26 protein-coding genes and 1 tRNA gene are annotated in these 25,833 nt (G+C 71.2%); 14 read left to right on the top strand and 13 right to left on the bottom strand.

Annotation, left to right across the window (positions count from 1 at the left end; genetic code table 11):
- Positions 1 to 67: 67 nt before the first annotated feature.
- The 3 genes from Q9R26_RS06260 to Q9R26_RS06270 are packed head-to-tail and all read right to left on the bottom strand — an operon-like array spanning position 68 to position 3,639.
- Positions 68 to 2,086: a serine/threonine-protein kinase gene (locus Q9R26_RS06260; protein ID WP_311226815.1), complete on the bottom strand. Its 2,019-nt coding sequence runs from the start codon at positions 2,084 to 2,086 to the stop codon at positions 68 to 70.
- Between the two features lie 48 nt (positions 2,087 to 2,134).
- Complete coding sequence (gene mshD, locus Q9R26_RS06265) at positions 2,135 to 2,956, bottom strand: mycothiol synthase (RefSeq protein ID WP_311226816.1); 822 nt, start codon at positions 2,954 to 2,956, stop codon at positions 2,135 to 2,137.
- Positions 2,956 to 3,639 carry a response regulator transcription factor gene (locus tag Q9R26_RS06270; protein WP_017888078.1) on the bottom strand — a complete coding sequence of 228 codons (684 nt, stop codon included), beginning with the start codon at positions 3,637 to 3,639 and terminating at the stop codon, positions 2,956 to 2,958. Before Q9R26_RS06270 ends, mshD begins: the two co-directional genes overlap by 1 nt.
- Before the next feature lie 129 nt (positions 3,640 to 3,768).
- On the opposite strand from Q9R26_RS06270, the gene Q9R26_RS06275 reads away from it, so the two are divergent.
- From Q9R26_RS06275 to Q9R26_RS06285, 3 genes are all read left to right on the top strand, one after another.
- Complete coding sequence (locus Q9R26_RS06275; RefSeq protein WP_209135304.1) at positions 3,769 to 4,050, top strand: hypothetical protein; 282 nt, start codon at positions 3,769 to 3,771, stop codon at positions 4,048 to 4,050.
- Positions 4,051 to 4,186: 136 nt separating this feature from the next.
- On the top strand, positions 4,187 to 4,789 hold the full coding sequence (locus tag Q9R26_RS06280) for an FABP family protein (RefSeq protein WP_182065342.1): 603 nt from the start codon (positions 4,187 to 4,189) through the stop codon (positions 4,787 to 4,789).
- On the top strand, positions 4,789 to 5,871 hold the full coding sequence (locus tag Q9R26_RS06285) for a folate-binding protein YgfZ (protein ID WP_182065341.1): 1,083 nt from the start codon (positions 4,789 to 4,791) through the stop codon (positions 5,869 to 5,871). Before Q9R26_RS06280 ends, Q9R26_RS06285 begins: the two co-directional genes overlap by 1 nt.
- Positions 5,872 to 5,966: 95 nt before the next feature.
- Here Q9R26_RS06285 and Q9R26_RS06290 read toward each other — a convergent pair whose 3' ends face one another.
- Positions 5,967 to 6,740 (bottom strand): class I SAM-dependent methyltransferase, encoded by a 774-nt coding sequence (locus Q9R26_RS06290; RefSeq protein WP_182065340.1) that lies wholly within the window; start codon positions 6,738 to 6,740, stop codon positions 5,967 to 5,969.
- Positions 6,741 to 6,784: 44 nt separating this feature from the next.
- Here Q9R26_RS06290 and Q9R26_RS06295 point away from each other — a divergent pair, with 44 nt between their 5' ends.
- Positions 6,785 to 7,531 carry a phosphoglyceromutase gene (locus tag Q9R26_RS06295; RefSeq protein ID WP_182065339.1) on the top strand — a complete coding sequence of 249 codons (747 nt, stop codon included), beginning with the start codon at positions 6,785 to 6,787 and terminating at the stop codon, positions 7,529 to 7,531.
- Positions 7,532 to 7,595: 64 nt separating this feature from the next.
- On the opposite strand, the gene Q9R26_RS06300 is transcribed toward Q9R26_RS06295, so the two are convergent.
- Both Q9R26_RS06300 and phoU read right to left on the bottom strand, forming a co-directional pair.
- Positions 7,596 to 8,144 carry an AAA family ATPase gene (locus tag Q9R26_RS06300; RefSeq protein WP_182065338.1) on the bottom strand — a complete coding sequence of 183 codons (549 nt, stop codon included), beginning with the start codon at positions 8,142 to 8,144 and terminating at the stop codon, positions 7,596 to 7,598.
- A 31-nt stretch (positions 8,145 to 8,175) separates the two neighbouring features.
- Positions 8,176 to 8,844 carry a phosphate signaling complex protein PhoU gene (gene phoU, locus Q9R26_RS06305; RefSeq protein ID WP_027466613.1) on the bottom strand — a complete coding sequence of 223 codons (669 nt, stop codon included), beginning with the start codon at positions 8,842 to 8,844 and terminating at the stop codon, positions 8,176 to 8,178.
- A 146-nt stretch (positions 8,845 to 8,990) separates the two neighbouring features.
- On the opposite strand from phoU, the gene Q9R26_RS06310 reads away from it, so the two are divergent.
- Entirely contained in the window at positions 8,991 to 10,157 is a 1,167-nt protein-coding gene (locus tag Q9R26_RS06310; protein WP_182065337.1) for a cell wall metabolism sensor histidine kinase WalK, read from the top strand.
- On the top strand, positions 10,154 to 10,834 hold the full coding sequence (locus Q9R26_RS06315) for a response regulator transcription factor (protein WP_027466611.1): 681 nt from the start codon (positions 10,154 to 10,156) through the stop codon (positions 10,832 to 10,834). Before Q9R26_RS06310 ends, Q9R26_RS06315 begins: the two co-directional genes overlap by 4 nt.
- A gap of 124 nt (positions 10,835 to 10,958) precedes the next feature.
- Here Q9R26_RS06315 and Q9R26_RS06320 read toward each other — a convergent pair whose 3' ends face one another.
- The gene (locus Q9R26_RS06320; RefSeq protein ID WP_311226817.1) at positions 10,959 to 11,615 is read right to left on the bottom strand and encodes a hypothetical protein; all 657 of its coding nucleotides are present in this window, start codon (positions 11,613 to 11,615) and stop codon (positions 10,959 to 10,961) included.
- Between the two features lie 141 nt (positions 11,616 to 11,756).
- On the opposite strand from Q9R26_RS06320, the gene Q9R26_RS06325 reads away from it, so the two are divergent.
- Genes Q9R26_RS06325 through rlmB form a run of 4 tightly spaced genes read left to right on the top strand, consistent with a single transcriptional unit; the run spans position 11,757 to position 16,032 of the window.
- Positions 11,757 to 12,239 carry a CarD family transcriptional regulator gene (locus tag Q9R26_RS06325; RefSeq protein ID WP_017888066.1) on the top strand — a complete coding sequence of 161 codons (483 nt, stop codon included), beginning with the start codon at positions 11,757 to 11,759 and terminating at the stop codon, positions 12,237 to 12,239.
- 16 nt (positions 12,240 to 12,255) lie between these two features.
- Positions 12,256 to 13,551: a 2-C-methyl-D-erythritol 4-phosphate cytidylyltransferase gene (ispD, locus tag Q9R26_RS06330; protein WP_396136817.1), complete on the top strand. Its 1,296-nt coding sequence runs from the start codon at positions 12,256 to 12,258 to the stop codon at positions 13,549 to 13,551.
- A gap of 32 nt (positions 13,552 to 13,583) precedes the next feature.
- Positions 13,584 to 14,993: a cysteine--tRNA ligase gene (cysS, locus tag Q9R26_RS06335; RefSeq protein ID WP_209135291.1), complete on the top strand. Its 1,410-nt coding sequence runs from the start codon at positions 13,584 to 13,586 to the stop codon at positions 14,991 to 14,993.
- A 28-nt stretch (positions 14,994 to 15,021) separates the two neighbouring features.
- Entirely contained in the window at positions 15,022 to 16,032 is a 1,011-nt protein-coding gene (rlmB, locus tag Q9R26_RS06340) for a 23S rRNA (guanosine(2251)-2'-O)-methyltransferase RlmB (RefSeq protein ID WP_182065333.1), read from the top strand.
- 285 nt (positions 16,033 to 16,317) lie between these two features.
- Here the strand turns inward: rlmB and Q9R26_RS06345 are convergent, their stop codons facing one another.
- Together Q9R26_RS06345 and Q9R26_RS06350 are read right to left on the bottom strand one after the other, a co-directional pair.
- Entirely contained in the window at positions 16,318 to 17,625 is a 1,308-nt protein-coding gene (locus Q9R26_RS06345) for a DUF4032 domain-containing protein (protein ID WP_182065332.1), read from the bottom strand.
- An 84-nt stretch (positions 17,626 to 17,709) separates the two neighbouring features.
- Complete coding sequence (locus Q9R26_RS06350) at positions 17,710 to 18,810, bottom strand: ABC transporter ATP-binding protein (protein ID WP_182065331.1); 1,101 nt, start codon at positions 18,808 to 18,810, stop codon at positions 17,710 to 17,712.
- Between the two features lie 242 nt (positions 18,811 to 19,052).
- Here Q9R26_RS06350 and Q9R26_RS06355 point away from each other — a divergent pair, with 242 nt between their 5' ends.
- Positions 19,053 to 19,985, top strand: a complete 933-nt coding sequence (locus tag Q9R26_RS06355) for a DsbA family protein (protein ID WP_259579132.1) — start codon at positions 19,053 to 19,055, stop codon at positions 19,983 to 19,985.
- Between the two features lie 216 nt (positions 19,986 to 20,201).
- On the opposite strand, the gene Q9R26_RS06360 is transcribed toward Q9R26_RS06355, so the two are convergent.
- On the bottom strand, positions 20,202 to 21,095 hold the full coding sequence (locus Q9R26_RS06360) for a neutral zinc metallopeptidase (RefSeq protein WP_311226819.1): 894 nt from the start codon (positions 21,093 to 21,095) through the stop codon (positions 20,202 to 20,204).
- A 114-nt stretch (positions 21,096 to 21,209) separates the two neighbouring features.
- Here Q9R26_RS06360 and Q9R26_RS06365 point away from each other — a divergent pair, with 114 nt between their 5' ends.
- A complete protein-coding gene (locus tag Q9R26_RS06365; RefSeq protein ID WP_311226820.1) occupies positions 21,210 to 22,352 on the top strand; it encodes a glycerol dehydrogenase in 1,143 nt (380 codons plus the stop codon).
- Positions 22,353 to 22,371: 19 nt separating this feature from the next.
- On the opposite strand, the gene Q9R26_RS06370 is transcribed toward Q9R26_RS06365, so the two are convergent.
- Complete coding sequence (locus Q9R26_RS06370; protein WP_262139242.1) at positions 22,372 to 23,175, bottom strand: NAD(P)H-hydrate epimerase; 804 nt, start codon at positions 23,173 to 23,175, stop codon at positions 22,372 to 22,374.
- Between Q9R26_RS06370 and Q9R26_RS06375 the strand changes: the two genes are divergently transcribed.
- Both Q9R26_RS06375 and Q9R26_RS06380 read left to right on the top strand, forming a co-directional pair.
- The gene (locus Q9R26_RS06375) at positions 23,174 to 23,959 is read left to right on the top strand and encodes an alpha/beta fold hydrolase (protein ID WP_071244025.1); all 786 of its coding nucleotides are present in this window, start codon (positions 23,174 to 23,176) and stop codon (positions 23,957 to 23,959) included. The genes Q9R26_RS06370 and Q9R26_RS06375 overlap by 2 nt on opposite strands.
- A 53-nt stretch (positions 23,960 to 24,012) precedes the next feature.
- Positions 24,013 to 25,044, top strand: a complete 1,032-nt coding sequence (locus tag Q9R26_RS06380; protein ID WP_262139240.1) for an aldo/keto reductase — start codon at positions 24,013 to 24,015, stop codon at positions 25,042 to 25,044.
- A 216-nt stretch (positions 25,045 to 25,260) separates the two neighbouring features.
- Here the strand turns inward: Q9R26_RS06380 and Q9R26_RS06385 are convergent.
- Together Q9R26_RS06385 and msrB are read right to left on the bottom strand one after the other, a co-directional pair.
- A tRNA-Thr gene (locus Q9R26_RS06385) sits at positions 25,261 to 25,336 on the bottom strand.
- Between the two features lie 37 nt (positions 25,337 to 25,373).
- Entirely contained in the window at positions 25,374 to 25,781 is a 408-nt protein-coding gene (gene msrB / locus Q9R26_RS06390; RefSeq protein WP_027466599.1) for a peptide-methionine (R)-S-oxide reductase MsrB, read from the bottom strand.
- Positions 25,782 to 25,833: the final 52 nt, after the last annotated feature.

Raw genomic sequence — 25,833 nt, forward strand, 5'->3', positions numbered from 1 at the left:
GTCACGCTCAGTCGCGCGATGGACGCGCGCTATGGACGCGCGCGATGGACGCGCGCGACGGACGCGCTCAGTCGCGCGTCGTGATCCCGAAGGGCGAGCTCTCGAGGTTCGTGAAGTTCCCCACCGTCGCCCGGACGGTGCACGACGGGGCGACGGAGAGTGCGGTGACCACGAGGCCGTCCGACGACACCGCCAGCGCGCCCGAGCAGCCGTCGGCGAACCGCACGCCGGACTCCCCTCCGGCAACGTCGACGAGCATCTGCGACGGGCGTCCGCTGCTCGGACTGCGGTAGAGCGGGTTGAGCTCGTCCGCACCGTTCGGCCAGACCGGCACCAGGGTCACCGGCAGTGCGGTCTGGCTGACCGTCCGGTCGGGTGTCCGGACCTCGACGCCCTGCAGCCGCTGGACGGGGTAGGCGGTCCCGCGCACGGCGTCGTCGGTCACGGCTGCGGTGGTCGCCTCGCCGACGCCGTCGAGCCAGGTCTGCAGCGCTGCGCCGTCCTTGACGGAGGAGAGCGGCACCGAGGCCTCGACCGTGACGTCTCCGCCGGCGGGGACCTCGACGCCGGACAGGCTCCACGCGCACGCGGTGTCCACGCCGGTCAGTGACGGCTGGTTGCGCTTCGCGGTGATGCCCTCGCCGGACCAGGTGACGGCGGGGCAGGAGGCTCCCGAGCGAGCACCCGGCAGCACCTCGAGGAACGGTCCGCTGAGGGTGGCCGCCTGCGCCGCGTACGTGACGCGCAGGTCCGCAATGCCCTTCGCCGGGTCGATGGTGGCGCGCCGTGTGGTCGCCAGCCCGGTGGGCAGTGGCCGGTCCTGCTGGTAGGCGTTGGCTGCCTCTGCGGTCGCGGTACCGGTGCCCGGCGTCTTCCGGAGGGCCCCGGGCAGCCACACGACGCCACCGACGACCAGCGCGGCGACGAGCACGACGCCGATGCCGCCGAACAGGAGCGCACGGTCGGTCAGCCACTCGGGGCGGGCGAACCGACGCGTCGGTTCGGGCGCAGCGGCCGGTGCGGCGGGCAGCGGCTGCCGCGCCATCGGCCGGATGACGGTCTGCGACCCGGCGGGGCCGAGCTCCGGGGCCGGCCCGACGACCGCTGCGTCGTCCCCGGTGGCGGTGGTCCGGGATCCCGTCGCGTTCTCGGGACGGACCCCACGGACGACGGTCGCCGGACGCTCGACCTCGTCGAACGAGTCCGGGTCGCTGGAAGCGGCCAGCGCGGGTGCCGACGCGAGGGAACGGGCGAGCCGACGCAGGGTCGCCGCAGCGTCTGCAGCGGACGGACGGGCGTTCGGGTCCTTCGCGAGCAGCGCGGACACCGCCGACCACAGGGCATCGGGCACGTCGAGCGGCGGCGGGTTCGAGGTGACGTGCCGGTAGGCCACGGCGAAGTCCGTGCCGGGGCCGGCGAAGGGTGTGCGGCCGGACAGCAGCTCGTAGAGCATGACCCCGGCGCCGTAGACGTCGGCGGCCGGGCCGGAGCGGCCGTGGCTGATCGACTCGGGCGCCATGTACTGCGGTGTGCCGAGGAGTCCGGTGGTCGTGCGTTCGCGTTCGGCGACGACCGACGCGATGCCGAAGTCGGTGACCCGGACGTCGCCGGTGGCGCCGGGAGCCCAGGTGGTCTGGAGCAGGACGTTGTCGGGCTTCACGTCACGGTGGGTGACGTCCTGCTCGTGCGCCGCGGTGAGTGCGTCGAGGGTCTCGGCGGTGATCGTCAGGGCGTCCCGCGGCAGGAGCGGACCGTTCGACGCGAGCAGGTCGCGGGCGGACCCACCCGGCACCAGGTCCATGACGATCGCGAGCCGGTCGCCCTCGACGACCAGGTCGCGGACGCGCACGATGGACGGGTGCTGCAGGGCGAGGAGCACCGAGCGTTCGCGGACGAAGCGCTCGACGATCTGCGGGTCGGCGGCGAGCTCGGCACGCAGGAGCTTGGCCGCGAAGGCCTCGCCGGTCGCGGAGTGCTCGACCCGCCAGACCTCTCCGGTGGCGCCGGTGCCGAGGAGCTCGACCAGTCGGTAGGACGCACCGAGCGGTTCGCCCTGGCCGTACTGCCCTTGCCGGTCCTGCGCCACGCGTTCCCCGATCCCCCCGTTGGCCGACCCCTCGCCGACCACGCAATGTTACCGGCCGGCGGCCTGCTCCGGCGCCGCGTACTGCACGTCGATCGCGTGCTGCGTGAAGCCCGACCGCCGGTACAGCGCCAGCGCCGGCTCGTTGTCCCCCTCGACGTACAGGGCGGCGGCGGTCAAGCCGCGGCCGCGCAGCCGAGCGGTGCCCGCGCGCATCAGCACACCGCCGAGGCGCTGCCCCTGCAGGTCGGGCCGCACGGCGACGGCGTAGAACTCGCCGATGCCGTCCTCGACCTTGAGCCAGCACGAGCCGGCCAGCTGCCCGGAGGCATCGCGGAGCAGCAGCAGGTCCTCGCCGGAGAACCAGGCGTCGGCCTCGCGTGCGTGCAGGTCGTCGAGCGTCATCCGCCCCTGCTCGGGGTGGTGCGCGAAGGCGGCGGCGTTGAGCGCGAGCCAGGCTGTCTCGTCGTCGGTGCCGGGGCGGAACGCGGACAGGCTGTACCCGGCCGGCACGTCGACAGACGGGGCGCCGGCCTCGTCGATCGGCGCTCGGAGCTGCAGCAGCGTGCGGACCGCACGCCAGCTGAACCGGTCGGCCAGCGCCCGTGCTGCCGGGTGGTCCCCGTGCGCCCAGGCGAGCCGAGGAGTGGCCCCGCCGCCCAGCGCGAGTGCCTGCGTGACGAGGGCCGTGCCGATGCCCTGGCCACGGGCCTCCTGGGCGACAACCATCTCGAGCTCACCGTCACGGACCACCGCGACCCCGTGATCGACGGTCAGGACGGTCGCGCGCCCCGCGCGGACGTCCACCAGGGTCTGGTCGGAGAACGGGGGAGCCTCGCCGGGGGCGACGAAGCTGCCGAGGTCGGGCAGCACTACTGCCCCATCAGGCGCTCGGCCTCGTCGTCGTAGACGTTGAAGCGGTACCCGACGTTGCGCACGGTGCCGATGAGCGACTCGAGGTCGCCGAGCTTGGCGCGCAGCCGTCGGACGTGCACGTCGACCGTGCGGGTGCCACCGAAGTAGTCGTAGCCCCAGACCTCGCTGAGCAGCTGCTCGCGGGTGAAGACGCGTGACGGGTGGGTGGCGAAGAAGCGCAGGAGCTCGAATTCCTTGAACGTCAGGTCGAGGGGCCGGCCGCGCACCTTGGCCGAGTAGCTGGCCTCGTCGATGACGACACCGGATGCCTGGATCTTCGAGCTCGTCTGGCCCTTCGCCGCACGACCGGCCGACAGCCGGATGCGGGCGTCGATCTCGGCCGGGCCGGCGCTCTCGAGCACGACGTCGTCGACGTTCCAGTCGCTGTTCACCGCGGTCAGCCCGCCCTCGGTGACGACGAGCACGATCGGCGTGGTCGACCCCGACGAGGCGAGGATCTTGCACAGGGCCTTCGCGCTGACCAGGTCGGTGCGGGCGTCCACGAACATCAGGTCGCTCTGCGGGGCGTTCACCAGCTGTGCGGCCTCGGCCGGCACGTGGCGGATCCGGTGGCTCAGGAGGCCCAGGCTCGGCAGGACGTCTCCGGGCGCGGTCGAGGTGAGTACCAGGAGCTGTGCCACAGGACCTCCGGAGGTGGATGACGTCGTGGACACATCCTAGTGATGCTCGGGAAGTCCTCATCCGGCCGGACGGTTTGCGCGGCAAGCCGCAAGCGCGCGCCGGGCGTCACCCCTGCCATGATGGAGCGCGTGACCGAGCCCGTGCCCCCCACCGACCAGCGTCGCCTGCGGCTGACGTCCGTCCTGCCGGTCTGGGTGCTGGCGGTCGTCGGGGCCGTGCTCGTGCTGACCCTGGCCGAGCGCGACGCGTTCGCCTGGCTGCTGCTCGTCTTCGTCGCCTGCGTGATGGTCAGCTTCGTGCTGCAGCTCATCACCGCCACCAAGGACGGCCTGGTCGAGCGCATCAGCATCGCGTCGTCCGGCGCGTTCGTCGTGGTCCTCGTCACCGCGGTGGTGCTCCTGGCGCGTTGAGCCGAGCCGCGTAGACTCCGAGCATGGATTCGCTGCTTGCGCTCGAGCTCTTCTACGTCGGCCTCCTCGGCCTGGCGTCGCTCGCGATCGCGTTCATCTCGGTGGTCGTCGTCGTGAAGCTGTTCAAGGGTCAGCGTTGATCGAGCTGCCCGAGGGCCTCGCCCCCGAACTGGTCCCGCTGTCGTGGCTGGTCGGCGTGTGGGAGGGCACCGGCGTGGTCGAGTACCCGGTCGGTGACGACGACGCGGTCCGGAACTACGAGTTCGGCCAGCGCGTCAGCTTCAGCCACGACGGCCTGCCGTACCTGAACTACTCGTCGACCACCTGGCTGCTCGACGACGACCACACCCCGCTCGCGGCCGAGATGGGCTACTGGCGGATCGACCGTCCGACGGAGCCCGGTGACCGGGGTCCAGCGATGCTCCTGGGTGAGGGCCCGACGCCGTTCAGCACGGTCGAGAGCGTCGAGGCACTCCGCAACACCACCGACGGCTTCGACGTCGAGGCCGCGATCATCCACCCGACGGGCGTCAACGAGCTCTACGTCGGCCGCGTGCTGAAGGGCCGGATCGACCTGTCGACCGACGCCGTGATGCGCTCGCCGAACGCGAAGGACTACTCCGCCGCGACCCGCCTGTACGGACTGGTCGAGGGCAAGCTCTTCTGGGCGTGGGACATCGCCGCGCTCGGTCGCGAACTCACCTCGCACGCCTCGGGGCAGCTCGCGAAGGTCGACTGATGTCGGTGTTCGCCGCGCGTGACGGCTTCGTCGCGGCCGACTCCGTCGCCGCACACTTCGGCAACCCGATCGGGGAGCAGCGCCTGCTGACCCGTGGGCGCGCCGTCGTCGAGCTCGGACTCGGTGTCGTCACCGTCTCCGGACCGGACCGGCTGTCGTGGCTCAACTCGATCACCTCGCAGCAGCTCAGCGGGTTGCCGACCGGCGTCAGCACCGAGACGCTCGTGCTCGACCAGGCCGGACGCGTCGAGCACGCGGCCCGCGTCGTCGACGATGGTGCGACGGTCTGGCTGCTCACCGAGCGCGCCGACGCTGCGCCGCTCGCCGGCTGGCTGGACTCGATGCGCTTCATGCTCCGGGTCGAGGTCGCCGACCGCTCCGCCGACTTCGTCACCCTCGGCTGGTTCGGCGCGGACGCCCCGTTCGCGTCCGTGGAACTGCCGGAACCGCCCGTCGCCGAGTGGGTCGACCCGTGGGGTGCCGTCACGCCGGGCGGATGGGGCTACGCCGATCTGGAGGCCCACCCCGGCTCCGACTGGACCCTCCGCATCGCCGTGGTCACCCCCGGTACCGCGGCCGCGATCGCCGCGTCGGACGTCCCCGTCGCGGGACTGCTCGCGTACGAGGCCCTGCGGATCGCCGCCTGGCGCCCGACCCTGTCCGACGTCGACGAACGGACGATCCCGCACGAGCTCGACTGGCTCCGTTCCGCGGTGCACCTGTCGAAGGGCTGCTACCGGGGGCAGGAGACCGTCGCGAAGGTCCACAACCTCGGGCACCCGCCGCGACGGGCCGTGCTGCTGCACCTCGACGGGTCCGACGGCGTGCTGCCGGCGCCGGGCACGCCCGTGCTGCTCGACGACAAGCAGGTCGGTCGACTGTCGGCGTCGGCGATCCACCACGAGCTCGGTCCGATCGGGCTCGCCGTGGTGAAGCGCTCCCTCGACCCCACCGCGACCCTGCGGCTCGAGGCCGACGACGTCGTGGTGACCGCGGCGCAGGAGACCATCGTCCCGCCCGAGGCCGGTGCGACGGCGAACGTCCCGCGCCTGCCCCGCCTCGGAGCCGTCAGACGCTCCTAGCTCCCCATCGACGATTGCAAAACACCGGTGTTCGCCGGTCGCACCGCGGTTTGCGCGTGTTCGGAGCGCGAACACCGGTGTTTTGCGTCGGAGGGTCAGGCGGGCTCGACGGCCGACCACGGGACGCTGAGCTCGCCGAGCCGCCAGCGCGTCACCCCGTGCAGCACCGGCCAGCCGCGGTCACGCATCCCGCGCACCGTGGCGATCCACCGCTGTCGGGGCCCGTACGTGCCGAGCGGTGCGGCGACCGCCCACGACAGGTCGAGGTCCCGCAGGAAGGCGTGCACCCGTTCGCCGGGGACGTTGCGGTGGATCAGGGCCTTCGGCAGCCGCTCGGCGACGATCGAGGGCACGTCGAGCCCGGCGAGCCGGAGCGACACCGTGAAGGTCCGCGGCGCGACGTCGTCGAGCGTCACCCACGAGGCCACCCGGCCGACCTCGTTGCAGGTCCCCTCGACGAGCGCACCGCCGGGCTGCAGCCGGTCCTGCATGATCCGCCACGACCCGATCACCGCGGACTCGTCGTACTGCCGCAGCACGTTGAACGCGCGGATGACGGCTGGTCGGCGCTGCCCGGGCGTCGGCGTCTCGAAGCCCCCCAGACGGAACGTCACGCCGTCGCGGGTCCCGGCGTTCGCGAGTGCGACCCGCGAGGGCTCGATCTCGATTCCCGTCACCTCGACGTCGGGTCGGACGGCGGCCAGCCGGTCGCGCAGTTCGAGGGTGGTGGTCGGCGACGCCCCGTAGCCGACGTCGGCGACGAGCGGGTCGTCCGTCCGGCGCAGCACCGGCAGGGTCGCGATCCACCGGTCGACGCGGCGGAGCCGGTTGTACCCGGTGGTCCCGCGCGTCACGTTCCCGATGGGCATGCGTCAAGGGTACGGGGCCGGTACCGCTCGGTAGACTCGGAGGCATGACCTCCACGCTCGTCCTGCTCCGTCACGGCAACAGTGACTGGAACCAGAAGAACCTGTTCACCGGTTGGGTCGACGTCCGGCTCAGCGAGCTGGGCGAGAAGGAGGCGAAGCGCGCCGGCGACCTCATCGCCGAGTCCGGCATCGTCCCCGACGTCCTGTACACCTCGCTCCTGACCCGGGCGATCCAGACGGCCGACATCGCGCTGCTGCAAGCCGACCTGGCCTGGCTGCCGGTGAAGCGCGACTGGCGCCTCAACGAGCGCCACTACGGCGACCTGCAGGGCAAGGACAAGGCCCAGACCCTCGCCGAGTACGGCGAGCAGCAGTTCATGGAGTGGCGCCGCTCGTTCGACGTCCCGCCGCCCCCCATCGCCGACGACGCCGAGTGGTCGCAGTTCGGTGACCGCCGCTACGCCGAACTCGGCGACCAGCTGCCCCGCACCGAGTCGCTCAAGCTCGTGATCGACCGTCTGCTGCCGTACTGGGAGTCGGACATCACGAAGGACCTCGCCGCCGGCAAGACCGTGCTGGTGACGGCCCACGGCAACTCGCTGCGTGCGCTCGTGAAGCACCTCGACGGCATCTCCGACGACGACATCGCCGGCCTGAACATCCCGACGGGCATCCCGCTGGTGTACGAGCTCGACGACGACTTCACGCCGACGAAGCCCGCCTCCTACCTGGACCCCGAGGCCGCCGCGGCCGGTGCCGCCGCCGTGGCCGCCCAGGGCGCCAAGAAGTAGCGGTACCCGCGAGAACGCCCCGTCCGGCATCCGGGCGGGGCGTTCGTCGTACCGGTCGCAGCGCTCAGACGAAGTGCGACGCGATCTCCTGCACCAGACCCCCGACGTCGTAGGGCTTCGTCGTGTCGACCCGGATCACCGGGACGCCGGGCAGCCCGACGGGGCGGGCGTCCTCGCCGTGTTCGTCCCAGAAGGCCAGCACGTCGGCCAGGTCCCCGTGCACCTCGTGCCGCACCGGCACGGTGCCCGGTTCGTACCGGTCGCGCAGCCGCTGCTCGGCGGTGGCGCGGTCCGTGTCGCACCACACCTCGACGGCGCGAGGCGACCCGGCGGACGCGAGTCCGGCCTCCAGGCGGTCCCGGTCACGGGACGGCAGCCACACCGCGTCGAGGACGACCCCGTTCTCCACGGCCCGCGCCATGGACCACATCGTGTCCATCGCGATGCCACCGAGCGGACGCGAGGCGATCATCGGGCCGACGACGTCGGCGAGGGGCTCCTTGATGCGGTCCTTCGACAGGAACGGGCAGCCGAGCACCTCGGCGAGGGCCGTGCCGATGCTGCTCTTGCCGGAACCGGGCATGCCGTTGACGATGATCGCGACCTGGGCCATGCCACGATCCTCGCAGACCGATCGGGTCGGGTCAGACCGCCGCGGTCGAGGTGGACGCGCCGGTCCAGTCGCCGGTCGCCAGGTACTCGACCTTCTTCGCGATCGAGACCGCGTGGTCGGCGAAGCGCTCGTGGTAGCGGGAGGCCAGCGTGGCGTCGACGGTGTCGATCGGACCGCCCTTCCAGGCCTCGCCGAGCACGAAGTCGAAGACGCTGGCGTGCAGCTCGTCGACGGCGTCGTCTTCGTCGCGGATCTCGGCCGACAGCGCGATGTCCTCGGTGGCGAGCAGCCGCGTGAGCTTCTGCGCCATCGCGACGTCGTGCCGGCCCATCTCCTTGAAGGTGCTGCGCAGGCCCTTCGGCACGACCTTCTCGGGGAAGCGCTGGCGGGCGAGCTGCGCGATGTGCTCGGCCATGTCGCCCATGCGCTCGAGCGAGGAGCTGACGCGCAGGGCGGTGACGACGACGCGCAGGTCACGGGCAACCGGTGCCTGGCGGGCGAGGATGTCGATCGCGATCTCGTCGAGGCTGTTCGCAGCGAGGTCGATCTTCTCGTCGTCGGCGATCACCTCTTCGGCGAGGGCGACGTCGGAGTCGCTGAAGGCCTGGGTGGCTCGGGTGATGGCGGACTCGACGAGCCCGGCGATCTCGGTCAGTCGCTCCTGGACGTCCTGGAGTTCCTGCTGGAAGACTTCGCGCATGGGGGAGTACCTCTCTCTGCGTACCGGACGAGTGTCGTCAGCCCAGGTGAACGAACGGTGACGCGGGGCTGAACGCTTCGCGTTCTGGCCTTCCGCAGACGGTGAACGGTACCGGAACCCCGCATGACCATCCCTACACTGGCGGCATGGACAACGCGTGGCTCGTGCCACTGTCGATGCTCCTCGGCGGGGTCTTCGGCGCGGGCGTCGTGGTGCTGATCATCACCGCCGAGCGGACGGCACGTGCTGCCGACGTGGCGGAGCGGACCCTGCCGGACGGCGTCGCAGCGGTCATCGCGACGATGCACAACCCGGCGGTCGTCATCGACCCGTCGAACACCGTCGTCGCGGCATCCCCCCAGGCCCTCACCGCCGGGCTCGTCGTGCGCCGACGCCTGGTGCACCACGAGCTGCTCGAGCTCATCGACCGGGTGCGCAAGAGCGGGGAGATGGGGTCGGAGGACCTCGAGCTGCCGCGCGGCCGCCACGGGGAGCTCATCGGCTACCTCAGCTTCCGTGCCGCCCAGCTCGGCAACCGGTACGTCCTGCTCACGGCGGACGACCTGACCGAGAGCCGGCGCATCGACGAGGTCCGCCGCGACTTCGTCGCCAACATCTCGCACGAGCTGAAGACGCCGATCGGCGCCATCGGCCTGCTGTCCGAGACCCTCGTCCTGGCCGCCGACGACCCCGTGCACGTGAAGAAGTTCGCCGCGCAGCTCATCACCGAGTCCGAGCGGCTCGGGGCGCTGACGAAGGACATCATCGAGCTGTCCCGGCTGCAGTCGGTCGACGCCCTCGAGAACAGCGAGGAGACCGGCATCGACAAGATCGTGCAGGCTGCGATCGATGCGAACGAGGTCGTCGCCCGAGCCCGCTCGATCGAGATCATCCGCGCCAAGAAGTCGAAGCTGCGGGTGATGGGCGACCGGGGACTGCTGCAGGTCGCGGTGTCGAACCTCATCGCCAACGCGGTGAAGTACTCGCCGGACAACACCCGCGTCGGCGTGGGCGTCCGGTCGTCGAAGGGATTCGTCGAGATCGCCGTCACCGACCAGGGCGTCGGCATCCCCGAGGCCGACCTCGACCGCGTCTTCGAACGGTTCTACCGTGTCGATCCCGCACGGTCGCGCGCCACCGGGGGCACCGGCCTCGGGCTCGCGATCGTCAAGCACGTCGTCAGCAACCACGGTGGTGACGTGCGCGTCTGGTCGCAGCCCGGCAAGGGCTCGACCTTCACCATCCGTCTGCCCGAGGCAGATCCCGAACTGACCACAGCACTCGAAGAGCAACTGGAAGAGCAGCCATCGTGACCAAGATCCTCATCGTCGACGACGAGCCGGCCCTGAGCGAGCCCCTGGAGTTCCTGCTGCAGCGTGAGGGGTACGAGACCTCCGTCGCTGCCGACGGTGTGACCGCGCTGTCGAAGTTCGACGCGGAGAACCCCGACCTGGTGCTCCTCGACCTCATGCTGCCGGGCCTGAGCGGCACCGAGGTGTGCCGGCAGATCCGGACCCGCTCGAACGCACCGATCATCATGCTGACCGCGAAGGACTCGGAGGTGGACATCGTCGTCGGGCTCGAGCTCGGCGCCGACGACTACGTGACGAAGCCGTACTCGACCCGGGAGCTCCTCGCCCGGATCCGTGCCGTGCTCCGTCGCCGCACCGAGGACGACCCGGCGGACAGCGGCATCCTGCAGGTCGGCGGCATCCGCATGGACGTCGAGCGGCACACGGTGTCGGTCGACGGGTCCGAGACCCCGATGCCGCTCAAGGAGTTCGAGCTCCTCGAGCTGCTGCTCCGGAACGCCGGCCGAGTGCTGACCCGCGGGCAGCTCATCGACCGGGTGTGGGGTTCCGACTACTTCGGCGACACCAAGACCCTCGACGTGCACATCAAGCGCATCCGCTCGAAGATCGAGCGGGTCCCGTCGACCCCCGAGATCCTGGTGACGGTGCGCGGTCTCGGGTACCGCATCGAGGCCTGATGCAGACGGCCTGATGCAGACGGCCTGAGACGCACGGACAGGAGGCCCGGTGCGAGTCCGTGGGACTCGCACCGGGCCTCCTGTGCGAACGGTCCGGGCGCGGTGTCAGCCGCGCCCGTCGGCGTCAGTTGGTGCCGTTGTCGCCCTCGGACGAGTCCGTCTGCGAGTCGGTCGGCTGCGTGCCGGGGACGGCCTCGCCGGTCGACTGCGCGCCGCTCTCGGACGGCGACGTCGAGGTGGGCGTCGGGGTCGGGCTCGGCGCGAGGGTCTGGTACTCCTCCTGCGAGCTCGTCAGCACCGGCACGTTGGCCGAGGTGCCCTCGGCGTCGGGGTAGCTGAAGTAGACCTTCACGAGCGAACCGGGCTCCGCATCCGCGTTGTCGAACACGATCGGCTCGGCGTCACCGGCGGTGGTGCCCTGCGTGGTGTCGCCCTCCTGCACGCTCGACTCGTCGTCGCTGCCCGCACCCGCGGCCATGGCGAGGTCGACGTGGGTGTTCGCCGGCACGTCGACGGTCTGGGTGTCGCCGCCGATCTCGATCGAGACGGTGTAGTCGTCCTGGTCGTCGTTGTTCACGAGCGTGCCGATGAAGCGGGCGCTCGCACCGTCGTCCGAGATCAGGAGCGCGTTCCGCACGTCGACCTTGCCGGTCGAGACGTCCACGCCGTCGGTGATCTGCTTGATGTCGACGGTGTGGGCCGGCGACATGAACTCGCACCCGGTGGCGCCGAGCGCGATGGTTGCCGCAACGGCGACGGACACGAGTACCCGAGGTCGCAAGAGATTCCTCCGTAAGTCACGATGGAGACCGGGCGGTCCCCGCGCCCATCCTAGCGATCACCGGGAGGGGTGAGCGTTGAGGGTCCCCTTACCGGAACGGCCCTTGTGGTAAACTGGACGTCTGGGAACGGAGCCTGATACATGCAATTCGAGGTCGGCGAGACCGTCGTCTACCCCCATCACGGGGCGGCAACCATCTCTGAAGTCAAGACTCGCGTCATCAAGGGCGAGGAAAAGGTCTACCTGAAACTGCGGGTGACGCAGGGTGACCTGACGATCGAGGTCCCGGCGGACAACGTCGACCTGGTCGGCGTCCGCGACGTGATCGGCAAGGAAGGACTCGACAAGGTCTTCGAGGTCCTCCGGGCGCCGTTCACGGAAGAGCCCACCAACTGGTCCCGCCGCTACAAGGCGAACCTCGAGAAGCTCGCTTCCGGTGACGTCATCAAGGTGTCCGAGGTCGTCCGCGACCTCTGGCGGCGCGATCAGGACCGCGGGCTCTCCGCGGGTGAGAAGCGGATGCTGGCCAAGGCCCGGCAGATCCTGATCTCCGAGCTCGCGCTGGCCGAGAAGACCGACGAGGACAAGGCATCGACCGTCCTCGACGAGGTCCTGGCTTCCTGAGCCTGACGACAGCGCACTGAACGCGACAGCACGAACGACGACCGCACGGTTCCCCGAAGGGGTGGACCGGGCGGTCGTCGTCGTTGCGGCGGGCTCCGGCACCCGGCTCGGCATCGGGACCGCGAAGGCGTTCGTGCCCGTGGCCGGTTCGCTGATGCTCGCACGGGCGCTCGAACCCCTGTTCGCGTTGCCGTCGCCGACGCTCGTCGTCGTGGTCGCACCGGCGTCGCACCTGGACGAGTGTCGGCAGGTGGTCGGTTCCGTCGCGGGTGCGGCTGCCGCGTACACGGCCGTCGTCCCAGGAGGCACGGATCGCCACGGTTCCGTCGAGGCCGGCCTGGCCGTCCTGCCGGACTCCGTCACCACGGTGCTCGTGCACGACGCGGCGCGGTGCCTCACGCCCGCCGCACAGTTCTCGCGGGTGTTCGAGGCCGTCGCCGCCGGTGACGGTGCGGGTGTCGTGCCGGCGCTCCCCGTCACGGACACGGTGAAGCGGGTCGACGGTGACGTCGTCGTCGAGACCGTCGACCGTGCGGCGCTCGTCGGGGTGCAGACGCCGCAGGGCTTCCCGCTCGCGGCACTGCGGCAGGCCTACGCCGTGTCGTCGCAGTCCGAGACGGACGACGCCGGGGTGTTCCAAGCCGTCGGGGGCACCGTCCGGTTCGTGCCGGGTGACGCCGACGCCTTCAAGATCACGACGCCGTGGGACCTCGGCCGGGCCGAGTCGATCGTGCGGGCGCGGACCGAGGCTGGTGCTGGTGCTGGTGCTGGTGCTGGTGCTGGTGCTGGTGCTGGTGCGGCTGCCGGAGCGGCGGCCGGTGCCAACCCGGCGGACGCTGTCGCCGCGGTCCGCCTCGGGCTCGGCGTCGACGTGCACGCCTTCGACGACGCCTCGCCCTGCCGTGTCGGGCTGCTCGACTTCCCCGGCGAACCCGGCCTCTCCGGGCACAGCGACGGTGACGCGGTGGCGCACGCGGTGTGCGACGCCCTGCTCTCCGCCGGGGGCCTCGGCGACATCGGCGGACGCTTCGGCACCGCTGATCCGCAGTACGCCGGCGCCACGGGCGACGTGTTCGTCCGCGGCGCGGTCGCGCTGCTCGCGGACGCCGGGCTCGTGCCGGTGTCCGTCACCGTGCAGGTCGTCGGCAACCGGCCGCGCATCGGTCGTCGCCGCGACGAGATGCAGGACGCCCTGTCCGCGGTCGTCGGCGCGCCCGTCGCCGTGTCCGGCACGACGACCGACGGGCTCGGGTTCACCGGCCGTGGCGACGGGCTCGCGGCGATCGCCACGGCACTCGTGCGTCCCTCCTGAAACCGCAGCCCCGCGCCGATTAGGGTTGAGGCGTGACCGTTCGCCTCTACGACTCCCGCGCCGCAGCCGTCGTCGACCTCGTGCCCCTGGTCGACGGACACGTGAGCGTCTACGTCTGTGGTCCGACGGTGCAGTCGTCGCCGCACATCGGGCACCTGCGGTCCGCGCTCGTCTACGACATCTGGCGCCGGTGGCTCACCCACCGCGGGTACCGGGTGACCCTGGTGCGCAACGTCACCGACATCGACGACAAGGTCCTCGACCTGGCCGCCGGCACGGACGAGGAGTGGTTCGCCCGCGCATACCGGGTCGAGCTCGAGTTCACGGCCGCGTACAACGCCCTCGGCATCCTGCCCCCGACGTACGAACCGCGGGCCACGGCGAGCGTGCCGCAGATGCACGAGATCATCCAGCGCCTCATCGACCGCGGGCACGCCTACGCCGCCGACGACGGCTCGGGTGACGTCTACTTCGACACCGGCAGCTGGGCCGACTACGGAGCGCTCACCCGGCAGCGGCGCGAGGACATGGTCGAGGCCGCCGACGCCGATCCGCGTGGCAAGCGCGACGCCCGTGACTTCGCGCTCTGGAAGGGTGCGAAGCCCGGCGAGCCGTCGACGGCCAACTGGGACTCCCCCTGGGGCGCCGGCCGCCCGGGCTGGCACATCGAGTGCTCGGCGATGTCGCGCCGGTACCTCGGCCCCGCGTTCGACATCCACGGCGGCGGGCTCGACCTGCGCTTCCCGCACCACGAGAACGAGCTGGCGCAGTCCACGGCCGCCGGGGACCCGTTCGCGTCGTACTGGCTGCACAACGGGCTGGTGACGGTCGAGGGGCAGAAGATGTCGAAGTCGCTCGGCAACTCGATCTTCGCCGCGGACTTCCTCGGATCCGCCCGTCCCGCCGTCGTCCGCTACTTCCTCGGTGCCGCCCACTACCGCTCGTCGATCGACCACCACGAGGGGTCCCTGGCCGAGGCCGAGGCGGCGTACGACCGCATCGCCGGGTTCCTCGAGCGCGCCGAGACCCGGCTCGAGGGCGTCCACCTCGCCGACGCCCCGGCCGTGCCCGAGGCCTTCGCCGCAGCCATGGACGACGACCTCTCCGTGCCCCAGGCCTTGGCCGTGCTGCACGAGACCGTGCGCACCGGCAACGCCGCCCTGGACGCCGACGATGCGGAAACGCTCGGGACCGCGTACCATCAGGTGGCTGCGATGGTGGAGGTGCTCGGCATCGACCCGCGAGCCGCCCACTGGTCGGGCGGTGGCCACGACACCTCGGCAGGCCCGCTCGCCGCCCTCGTCGAACGCCTCGTGCAGGAGCGCGCGGACGCCAGGGCAGCACGGGACTTCACCGCGGCCGACCGCGTGCGCGACGACCTCGCCGCCGCGGGCATCACGATCGAGGACACGCCGTCCGGAACACGCTGGAGCATCGCCTGAACACGGCAGTGCCGAACAGGAGCTACGCATGAAGAACGTCTCGGGAAGCAAGAAGGGTCGGCCCGGCGCCGTCCGTTCCGGTCGGAAGGGCAACAAGCAGGTCGGCTCCGGCGGCCAGGGCGCACAGGCCCTCGAGGGTCGCAAGCCGACCCCGAAGGCCGAGGACCGTCCGTACCACCCCGCCGGCAAGCGCAAGGCCGCGAAGGACCGCTTCGAAGCGGCCAAGGGCCGTCACGGTTCCTCGAGCACCCCGCAGGGCCGCACGGGCCGTCCGCCGGCACGCAAGACCGACGACTCCGAGCTGGTGACCGGACGCAACTCGGTGCTCGAGGCGCTCCGCACGAAGACCCCCTCGTCGACGCTCTACATCGCGTCCCGCATCGAGGTCGACGACCGCGTCAAGGAGATCCTGGCGCTCGCGAACCACCGCGGCGTGCCGATCATCGAGCTCATGCGTCCCGAGCTCGACCGCATCACCGGCCACGACAGCGTGCACCAGGGTGTCGCGCTCAAGGTGCCCGCGTACCAGTACGCCGTCGCCGAGGACATCGTCGAGCAGGCGTTCTCGCGTGACCAGGTGCCGCTGCTCGTCGCGCTCGACGGCATCACCGATCCGCGCAACCTCGGTGCGATCATCCGCTCGACCGCGGCCTTCGGCGGACACGGCGTCATCGTGCCGCAGCGACGTTCGGTCGGCGTGACGGCGTCGGCGTGGAAGACTTCGGCAGGTGCCGCGGCACGCACGCCCGTCGCGATGGCCCCGAACCTCACGCAGACCCTGAAGTCGCTCAAGTCGATGGGCCTGTTCGTCCTCGGCCTGGACGGCGACGGCGACGTCGAGCTCGACGGCCTCGAGCTCGCCGACCGGCCGATCGTGATCGTCGTCGGTTCCGAGGGCAAGGGCCTGTCGCGCCTGGTCACCGAGACCTGTGACGCCATCGTGTCGATCCCGATCTCGAGCGCCACCGAGTCCTTGAACGCCGGCATCGCCGCGAGCGTCACCCTGTGGGAGGTCGCGCGGCGCCGTCGCACCGCGTAGCCGCAGCACTTCGTGCGCAGGAATGGTCGCCTCCCCGAGCGGGAGGCGACCATTCCTGCTCACGGTGGCGTGCGGGGCTGGGCGTGACGGTCTGGAGGGCCGGTGCCGGTCTCCGGGACGTGGGCCGGGCCTCCAGGCGGTCGCGTTCTCGACCCCCAACGGTCAGGACACGTCGGATGGTGCCCGCCGTGTGGTCACGAGTCGTCGCTGCGCGACGCCCCAGGCGACGGTCCGCGACCAGTCAGCGTCCGCCCGGCGGGGCGTCGTGACCGAGCGGAGACCGCGTCAGACCGTGGCGCGCCAGTCGTCGACGTCGTCGGACTCGTCGGACACGTCGTCGTCCAGCACCGGGATCGGCACGGTGATCGACGAGGTCGGCGGGTTGATGAGCAGGCGCTCGTCACGACGGTGTCGGAGCACGTCGTTGATGTAGGCGGTCGTGGCCTCGGGCAGTGAGACGGAGCGCTCCTCTTGCTGGGACATGAACCAGCGGTGCTCGAGCAGCTCGTGGAACACCTCGGCGGGTTCGAGCCGGCCGCGCAGGTCACGGGGGATCGAGCGGACGACGGGCTCGAAGACCCGTGAGACCCACTCGTGCGCCACCATCTCCTCGTCGAGTTCGTCACGGCCGTTCCGGGCGCGGTACGAGTCGAGGTCGTTGAGCAGGCGCCGGGCCTGGTTCTCGCCGGCGTCGAGCCCGGTGAGCCGCAGCAGTCGTCGCTGGTGGTGCCCGGCGTCGACGACCTTCGGCTGGATCCGGACCTGTGAGCCGCCCTCGGTCGTGTGGATCGAGAGCTCCTCGATGTCGAAGCCGAGCCCGTTCAGGCGCTCCACGCGGTCGTTGATGCGCCAGCGTTCCTTGATGTCGAACTGCTCGGTGCCGGTGAGCTCGGTCCAGAGCGTCCGGTACTGGGCGACGATGCGGTTCGAGACGTCGACGGGGTCGGCGTTCTCGTCGAGCCGGCCGCCGGCCTCGAGGTCGAGCAGCTCGCCGGCGATGTTCACGCGGGCGACCTCGAGGTCGTTCTCGCGCTGGCCGTTCGACAGCCCGCCGGGGTAGAGCTTGCCGGTCTCGGCGTCGACCAGGTACGCGGCGAAGGCTCCGGCGTCGCGACGGAACAGCGTGTTCGACAGCGAAACGTCGCCCCAGTAGAACCCGATGACGTGCAGGCGGACGAGCAGCAGCGCGAGGGCGTCGACCAGACGGGTGGCGGTCTCGGGGCGCAGCGTCTGCGAGTAGAGCGCGCGGTAGGGCAGGGAGAACCGCAGGTGGCGGGTCACGAGCACGGGGTGCAGTGGTTCACCGTCGGCGTCGACGCGGTTCGTGATGACCGCGACCGGGTCCACGCACGGCACGTCCATGCGCTGCAGGGTCCGGAGCATCTCGTACTCGGACCGGGCGACCTCTTCGCCGGTCTCCTTCACCGCGGCGACGTACCCGCTCAGGTGCACGAACCGCACGAGGTGCCGCGAGATGCCCTTCGGCAGCGCGACGATCGTGTCGTCGGGCCAGTCGGCGAGCGGCAGGTCCCACGGCAGGTCGAGCAGGCCGGGGTCGACGGTGGCGGCGGTGATGGACATCGAGTCGGGCACGGTGGTTCCTCTGGTGTCGGGGACAGCCGAGAGCCCGCGTCCGCCCTTGTGAGGCGGGCGCGGGCTCTCGGGGGAGTGCGCTGGTTACGCGCTGACGACGGCCTTGTCGTCGAGGCGGTCGCCCGACTCGGTGTCGAAGGCGTGGACGTGGCCCTGCTTCGGCGTGACGACGATCGTGTCACCGATCGACGGGTGCGCACGGCCGTCGACACGGGCGACGATGTCGGCACGCTGGCCGTTCACGTCGGCGTGACCGTAGAGGTAGCCGTCGGCGCCGAGCTCCTCGACGACGTCGACCGTGACGGGCAGGCCCTCGCCGGACTGCGACACGATGACGTCCTCGGGGCGGATGCCGACCGTGATCTGTGCGGCACGGGCGTTCGACAGGGTGTCGCGGTCGATCGCGTGGTTGAGCGTGCCGAACTTGATGCCGCCCTCGATGACGTCGGCGGGCAGCAGGTTCATGGCCGGCGAACCGATGAAGCCGGCGACGAACACGTTGTTCGGCTTCTCGTACAGGTCGCGCGGCGTGCCGACCTGCTGCAGGATGCCGTCCTTGAGCACCGCGATGCGGTCACCCATGGTGAGGGCCTCGGTCTGGTCGTGCGTGACGTAGACCGTGGTGACGCCGAGGCGACGCTGCAGCGACGCGATCTGCGTACGGGTCTGGACGCGGAGCTTGGCGTCGAGGTTCGACAGCGGCTCGTCCATGAGGAACACCTGCGGCTGACGGACGATCGCACGGCCCATCGCGACGCGCTGACGCTGACCACCGGAGAGCGCCTTCGGCTTGCGGCCGAGGTAGTCCTCGAGGTCCAGGAGCTTGGCGGCCTCCTGCACGCGGGTCGCGCGCTCTTCCTTGCCGACACCGGCGATCTTGAGCGCGAAGCCCATGTTCTCGGCGACGGTCATGTGCGGGTACAGCGCGTAGTTCTGGAACACCATCGCGATGTCGCGGTCCTTCGGCGGGACGTCCGTGACGTCGCGGTCGCCGATGCGGATCTGACCGGAGTTGACCTCTTCGAGGCCGGCCAGCATGCGGAGCGAGGTGGACTTGCCGCAGCCCGAGGGGCCGACGAGCACGAGGAACTCGCCGTCGGCGACGTCCAGGTCGAGGGAGTCGACCGCGGGACGGCTGCCTCCGGGGTAGAGACGGGTTGCCTTGTCATAGGTGACGGACGCCATGAGCGTTCGGTCCTTCCTTCACCGGCAGGTACGTGCCGGACGATCCGAGTGAAGCGGTGTGCCCGGAGGGGCCCCGGACAGTCGCCGTCGACTGTCGGTGTTCATACAACACGAGTTCACCCGGGCGCGCCAGTGTTTTCCCCGTGGTCGGCGGCTTCCCAGAGCGCCCCACTACAATCGCCGGGTCCGTCCGCCGAGCAGGGGAACGCCGAGCGGACACCGATCAGGAGGACGACGCACCGATGAACAACCGCCCCGAGGGTGCCGCCCGCGCCGCGCGGAACGAGCGCCGTGAAGCCGCCCGCCAGCGAGCCCAGCGTGCCCGGACCCAGCAGAAGCGACGCCAGCGTGGTGTCCGGCTCGGCCTGCAGATCGGGCTCGGGGTCGTGCTCCTCGCCGCCGCGACGATCGTCACGCTCGTGCTGGTCGACTCCGTGAAGCCCGCCGGCCCCGGCCCGTCGACCATGTCGCAGGGCGGCATCACCATCGGGCAGGGCCTGGAGCCGGTGACGGCATCCGCGTCCGGATCGGCCTCCGCGTCGCCGAGCAGCGCCGCGACCGACGGCGCCGGCACCGTCCGGATCACCCTGTACGTCGACTACCTCTGCCCGGGCTGCGGTCAGTTCGAGCAGGCGAACGGCGACTACATCGAGGACCTGGTCGACTCCGGTGCAGCCACGGTCGACATCCACCCGGTCGCGATCCTGTCGAACCGCTCGCAGGGCACGAAGTACTCCCTCCGCGCCGCGAACGCCGCCGCCTGCGTGGCCGAGCACTCCCCGAACCAGTTCTACGCGGTGAACCAGGCGCTCTTCGCGAAGCAGCCGGACGAGGGCACCCCGGGCCTGACGGACGCCGAGCTCACCGACGTCGTCACGGGCGTCCAAGGGCTGCAGGAACGCAGCGCCGTCCGGAGCTGCATCGCCGACCAGGACTACGCCAAGTGGGTGGACGAGCAGACGACGGCGGTGTCCGACGGCACGATCCCCGGGTCGACGCTCAAGGAGTTCCCCGGCACGCCGCTGGTGCTCGTGAACGGGCAGCGCTACGAGCTGACCTCCCCGGTCACGAACGACGACTTCCGCACCTTCGTGGTGACGGCCGCCGGGGCGACCGACGCCACCCCGACGCCCACGCCGAGCGCGTCCCCGTCGCCCACGCCGACCAAGCGCTGACGTCCGGACGAGCGCTGACGTCCGGACGAGCGCTGACGTCCGGACGAGCGCTGACGCCTCGACGAGCGCTGATGTCCCGACGGGCGCCGACGCGCTGACCACGGACGGGAGGCCCGGTGCCAGCCGGCACCCCTCCCTCGCAGGCTCGGTCGGCGCGCCCCGCGCGACGCTCCGCGTCGCCGCTGAGCGGGTCGCGCCCGTCCGTCACCGGTGCGGCTAGAGGGCAGAACCCGGGATGCTCAGGGTGTCGCAGCTCGTCGCGCCCTGCTGGTAGCCCCGCAGGAACCAGCGCTGTCGCTGCTCGCTCGACCCGTGCGTGAACGAGTCCGGGTCGACGCGGCCGGTCGCACGCTCCTGGATGCTGTCGTCGCCCACGGCGCTCGCCGCCGACAGGGCGTCGGTGATCTGCGAGCGGGTGATCGGTTCGAAGAAGGTCTCGCCGTTCGCGTCCTCGGTGGTCGCGGCGTCGCCGACCCAGGCGCCGGCGTAGCAGTCCGCCTGCAGCTCGACGCGGACACTGCCCGACGAGGCACCCGTGCCGGAGCGGTCGGTGTTCGCGAACGACCCCTGCAACTGCTGCACGTGGTGGCCCCACTCGTGTGCGACGACGTACATCTGCGCGAGCGGACCGCCGGACGAGCCGTACTGCGACTGCAGGTCGTCGTAGAACGCGGTGTCCAGGAAGATCGCACGGTCCGGCGGGCAGTAGAACGGGCCGGTCGCGGCCGAGGCCTGCCCGCACGAGGTGTCGGTGGAGTCCTGGAACAGGAAGAACTCCGGTGACGTGTACGAGATGCCGAGCGACCGCGCCTCGGAGATCCAGTAGGCGTCGAGGGACTCGGCCGCGCCCTCCATCCGGCACTCGACGCGCAGGTTGGCGTCGCGGCCGGTCCGGCACTCGGGGGCGGCGTCGACCGACTCTCCGCCCTGCTGGATCGTCGTCAGGCCGTTGCCGCCACCGACGATCCCGCTCAGGTCGAAGCCGGTGAACTGCGCGATCAGGAACACCACGATGGCGCCGACGCCCACGGCACCTCCGCCGATCGCGGTGGTGCGACCCCGCCGCTTGACCTTGCCGCCCCGGAGTTGCGAGTCGTCGTTGAACGTCATGGTCCCGAACCTACCGATCGGCACCTCCCGATCAGCAGCCCCGCGTACCGTCGGCGGCGTCGGGCACCCCGACACCTGTCGTACACCTGTCGTACAACCGGAAGGAACCGCACGATGGCCACTCCCATCAGCACCGTGATGAGCCCCGCCCGCTACGTCCAGGGCAAGGACGCGATCACCCGCGTCGGCGAGTTCATCGCCCCGATCGGCAAGCGGCCCCTGATCGTCGCCGACGACGTGGTCTGGGGCATCGTCGAGACCGCCGTCTCCGAGAGCTTCCGGTCCGCCGACCTGCCCGTGGAGCGCGTCGGGTTCGGCCGCTTCGCCACCCCTGAAGCCGTCGACGAGCTCGTCGAACAGATCCGCGCGAAGGACGCCGACGTCATCGTGGGGCTCGGCGGTGGCTCCGCGATCGACGCCGCGAAGGCCGCGGGACACCTGGCCGGCATCCGGTGGGCCAGCGTGCCGACTGCCGCGTCCACGGACGCCCCGACCTCGGCGCTCGCCGTGATCTACACCGCCGAGGGTGAGTTCATCGAGTACCGCTTCTTCCCGCACAACCCGGACCTCGTGCTCATCGACACCAGGCTCGTCGCCAACGCGCCGGTGCGGTTCCTGGTCGCGGGCATCGGCGACGCGCTGGCGACCTGGGTCGAGGCCCGTGCCGCGAAGCGCGCCAACGCCGACACCATGGCCGGCGGCCTGCAGACCCAGACCGGTGTCGCGCTCGCCGAGCTGTCGTGGAAGCTCCTGCACGAGAACGCCCTGCAGGCCATCGAGGCAGTCAAGGCCGGGGTCGTCACCCCGGCGCTCGAGAAGGTCGTCGAGGCGAACACGCTGCTGTCGGGCCTGGGCTTCGAGTCCGGTGGACTCGCCGCCGCCCACGCGATCCACAACGGGCTGACCGCGGCTCCGCAGGCGCACGGCCTGGCGCACGGGCAGAAGGTGAACATCGGGACGATCGCGCAGCTGGTGCTCGAGGGTGCCTCGGCCGAGGAGATCGAGGACTTCGTCGTCTTCACCACGAAGGTCGGCCTGCCGAACACCCTCACCGAGATCGGCCTGACGGTGGACGACCGGGACGTGCTGCGCGCCGTGGCCGAGGCCGCGACGGCGGCGGGCGAGACCATCCACAACATGCCGTTCCCGGTGACGTCCGAGCTCGTGGTCGATGCCCTGGTCGCGATCGAGGGCATCGCACGCAGCGTCCGCGCCGAGCACGGTCTGCCGGAGCCCGTGCTGTACGAGCACCGCTGACGCACGGACGTTCGAGGGGTCAGGTGCGGATCAGCGGCTCCATCGTCGCCAGGTCCGCACCGATCCCGACGTCGACGAGTTCGATCCGCCCGGCGAGGGTGGCGGCGGGTCCGGTCAGCAGGCCGGCCTTCACCCCGCCGAAGGTGACGGTGACGTCGGCGTGCAGGACGTGGTCGTCGGCGACCCCGCCCGTGTCCACGTCGACGCCGCTCGGCACGTCCACCGCGACGACGAACGGCGCACGCTGGTCGCGGGCGAGCTCGCGGATGGCGTCCACGACCTCCCGCGCGGGGGACCGCAGTGCGGTCGCGCCGTGCACCCCGATGCCGAGGATGCCGTCGAGCACGAGGTCGGCCTCGAGTGCCGCCTCGGTCGCGACGTCCGCCAGCCGCTCGCCGTCGCTCCGGCCGGCGGCCCGCAGGATGTCCGCCGCCCCGCCCGCGTTCGGTCCCGAGGCGCCGGACGGGCCGTCCAGCAGACGCGCGCCGGCGTCCAGCGCCGCTGCCAGGCCGGCCTCGTGGACACGGGAACCGACGCGCAGGACCGTCACGTGCCTCCCGGCCGCTGCCAGGCGAGCACCGGCGAACAGCGCGTCACCGCCGTTGTCGCCGCTGCCGGCGAGCACGAGGACGGAACCCGGCCCGTCGACCGGCCGCACGGCCGGGTCGTCCAGCAGATCGCCGACGATGCGAGCGAGCCCCTCGGCGGCCCGCTGCATCAGGGGTTCCCCCGCGTCGAGGTGGGGGCGTTCCGCCGCCCGGATCTGATCGCCGCCGTAGCCGTCCATGGCCACCACACTGCCCCGGTACGCTGGAGAGGACATGTCACTCGTCCCCGAAGCGCCCCGCCCCCGGTTCGTGATGTCGCCCGACGGGCTGCGACTCGCGACCTACGACTTCGGTGACCCGGACGCCCCGGCCGTCATCGCGGTGCACGGTTTCGCCTCCGGTGCGGTGCTCAACTGGCACGCCTCGGGCTGGACACGACACCTGGTCCGTGCCGGGTACCGGGTCCTGGCGCTCGACCAGCGCGGACACGGCGCGAGCGCGAAGCCGCACGACCCGGGTGCGTACTCGATGGACCTGCTCGTCGCCGACGTCACCACGGTCATCGACACGTACCTGCTCGACGACGTCGCGTTCCTCGGCTACTCGCTCGGCGCACGGGTCGGCTGGCACACCGCCGAGCGGCTGCCCGGCCGGATCTCGCGCGCGGTGTTCGGCGGGATCCCGGACGCCGACCCGATGCGTCGTGTCCGCGTCGACCAGGCGAAGGCGTACATCGCCGACGGCACCCCCATCGAGGACCGCGTCACCAACGGGTACCTGACGATGGCGGGCAACGTCGAGGGCAACGACCTCGGCGCGCTCGTGGCCATGGTCGAGGGGATGCGGAACAGCATCGAGCCGACCCCGGAGAACGCACCGGCGCAGCCGCTCCTGATCGCCGCGGGCAGCGAGGACGGCATCCGGGACAGCGCGGTCCGGCTCGCCGAGGCCGCACCGGACGCCACGTTCTTCGAGATCCCGGGGCGCAACCACTTCAACGCCCCGACCTCGCGACCGTTCCGCGAGGCGGCGCTGCGGTTCCTGTCCGCCCCGCGCTGAGGGGTACTCGTGGGTCCCCTCGGTCGGACGGCACCGGGCGTACCGTCCCCGCCATGGACTACAGACTCCTCGGCAACAGCGGGACATCGGTGTCGACGCTGACCCTCGGCACCATGACGTTCGGCAGCGAAGCCGACGAACCCACCTCACACGCCATCCTCGACGCCTTCGTGGCCGCCGGTGGCACGCTCGTCGACACGGCGGACGTCTACTCCGGCAACGAGTCCGAGCGGATCATCGGCCGCTGGCTCGCAGCACACCCCACCGAGGCCGCGCAGGTCGTCCTCGCCACCAAGGGCCGGTTCCCGCAGGGCGACGGCCCGAACGACCTCGGCCTGTCCCGACGACACCTGCGCGTGGCCCTCGATGCCTCGCTCGAGCGGCTCGGCGTCGACCACATCGACCTGTACCAGATGCACGCGTGGGACGCCCTGACCCCCATCGACGAGACCCTGCGGTTCCTCGACGACGCCGTGTCCGCCGGCAAGATCGGCTCGTACGGGTTCTCGAACTACCTCGGCTACCAGGTCACCAAGGCCGTCTACGAGGCGAAGGCGCACGGCTGGGCACCGCCGGTCACCCTGCAGCCGCAGTACAACCTGCTCGTCCGCGACATCGAGCACGAGGTCGTCCCCGCCTGCCTCGACGCCGGCATCGGCCTGCTGCCCTGGTCCCCCCTGGCCGGCGGCTGGCTCTCCGGCAAGTACCAGCGCGACGAGGCCCCGTCCGGCGCCACCCGCCTTGGCGAGAACCCGCAGCGCGGCATGGAGGCCTGGGAAGCCCGCAACGGCGACGAGCGCACGTGGGAGGTGCTCGACGCCGTCTCCGAGGTCGCCGACGCCCACGACGCGTCGAAGTCGCAGGTCGCACTGGCCTGGCTGCTGTCCCGGCCCGCGGTCACGAGCGTGATCCTCGGCGTCCGCACCCTGTCGCAACTCGAGGACAACCTCGGCGCCGCGGACCTGGTGCTCACCGACGACGAACTCACCCGACTGACCGACGCCAGCGCTCCCCGCATCGACGACTACCCCTACGGCACCGCCGGCGTCGCGCAGCGAGAGCGGAAGATCACGGGCGGACGCTGAGCCGGCGGACGCTGAGCGGACAGGGCCGCTGCGCGTTCGTGCACATCGTGCGGATTCCCGCGGATGTGGGGTCAGGGTGTGGACGCGCAGGTCGGTGAGGTGTCATCCTCGTCGCACGACCGGCTGGTTACCGCGTCCAGCGCCCGGAACGCCCCCTGATCCGCGTTCCGTGTGCCGATGCCCCGGGCGAGACTTCGCCCGGGGCATCGCTTCGTGTGGGGCCGGCAGCGGGACTTGAACCCGCAACCCCCGTATTACAAGTACGGTGCGCTACCAATTGCGCCATGCCGGCTGACGCCGCTCATCTTACCGGTGAGGGCGTCCAGGGCTCACTCGCCCGACTTCTCCGAGAAGTTCAGCGAGATCGAGTTCATGCAGTACCGGTCACCCGTGGGGGTGCCGAACCCGTCCGGGAACACGTGGCCCAGGTGCGAACCGCAGTTCGCGCAGCGGACCTCGGTGCGGGCCATGCCGAGGGAGTTGTCCTCGATGAGCTGCACGGCGTCCGGGTTCACCGACTCGTAGAACGACGGCCAGCCGCAGCCGGAGTCGAACTTCGTGCCGCTCTTGAACAGCTCCGCGTTGCAGGCCGCACAGGTGTAGACGCCGGCACGCTCCTCGTCGAGGAGTTCACCGGTCCACGGTCGTTCGGTCCCCGCCTGGCGGAGGACGGCGTACTGGTCCGGGGAGAGCTCCTCGCGCCACTGGGCGTCGGACTTGTCGACGTTGTATGCCATTGGTTCCTCCTGCTTCCGGCCGGGCTCTTCCGGGCACTCCCGACCACTTCAC

Origin of the sequence: Curtobacterium sp. BRB10 (assembly GCF_031844325.1) — a bacterium.
Taxonomy (GTDB): domain Bacteria; phylum Actinomycetota; class Actinomycetes; order Actinomycetales; family Microbacteriaceae; genus Curtobacterium; species Curtobacterium poinsettiae_A.

Bases quoted from the DNA above. Each gene is read 5' to 3' on its own strand.
- Q9R26_RS06285 (WP_182065341.1), top strand. From the start codon at position 4,789: ATGTCGGTGTTCGCCGCGCGTGACGGCTTCGTCGCGGCCGACTCCGTC.
- Q9R26_RS06290 (WP_182065340.1), bottom strand. From the start codon at position 6,740: ATGCCCATCGGGAACGTGACGCGCGGGACCACCGGGTACAACCGGCTC.
- Q9R26_RS06295 (WP_182065339.1), top strand. From the start codon at position 6,785: ATGACCTCCACGCTCGTCCTGCTCCGTCACGGCAACAGTGACTGGAAC.
- Q9R26_RS06300 (WP_182065338.1), bottom strand. From the start codon at position 8,144: ATGGCCCAGGTCGCGATCATCGTCAACGGCATGCCCGGTTCCGGCAAG.
- phoU (WP_027466613.1), bottom strand. From the start codon at position 8,844: ATGCGCGAAGTCTTCCAGCAGGAACTCCAGGACGTCCAGGAGCGACTG.
- Q9R26_RS06310 (WP_182065337.1), top strand. From the start codon at position 8,991: ATGGACAACGCGTGGCTCGTGCCACTGTCGATGCTCCTCGGCGGGGTC.
- Q9R26_RS06325 (WP_017888066.1), top strand. From the start codon at position 11,757: ATGCAATTCGAGGTCGGCGAGACCGTCGTCTACCCCCATCACGGGGCG.
- rlmB (WP_182065333.1), top strand. From the start codon at position 15,022: ATGAAGAACGTCTCGGGAAGCAAGAAGGGTCGGCCCGGCGCCGTCCGT.
- Q9R26_RS06350 (WP_182065331.1), bottom strand. From the start codon at position 18,810: ATGGCGTCCGTCACCTATGACAAGGCAACCCGTCTCTACCCCGGAGGC.
- Q9R26_RS06355 (WP_259579132.1), top strand. From the start codon at position 19,053: ATGAACAACCGCCCCGAGGGTGCCGCCCGCGCCGCGCGGAACGAGCGC.
- Q9R26_RS06360 (WP_311226819.1), bottom strand. From the start codon at position 21,095: ATGACGTTCAACGACGACTCGCAACTCCGGGGCGGCAAGGTCAAGCGG.
- Q9R26_RS06365 (WP_311226820.1), top strand. From the start codon at position 21,210: ATGGCCACTCCCATCAGCACCGTGATGAGCCCCGCCCGCTACGTCCAG.
- Q9R26_RS06375 (WP_071244025.1), top strand. From the start codon at position 23,174: ATGTCACTCGTCCCCGAAGCGCCCCGCCCCCGGTTCGTGATGTCGCCC.
- Q9R26_RS06370 (WP_262139242.1), bottom strand. From the start codon at position 23,175: ATGTCCTCTCCAGCGTACCGGGGCAGTGTGGTGGCCATGGACGGCTAC.
- Q9R26_RS06380 (WP_262139240.1), top strand. From the start codon at position 24,013: ATGGACTACAGACTCCTCGGCAACAGCGGGACATCGGTGTCGACGCTG.
- msrB (WP_027466599.1), bottom strand. From the start codon at position 25,781: ATGGCATACAACGTCGACAAGTCCGACGCCCAGTGGCGCGAGGAGCTC.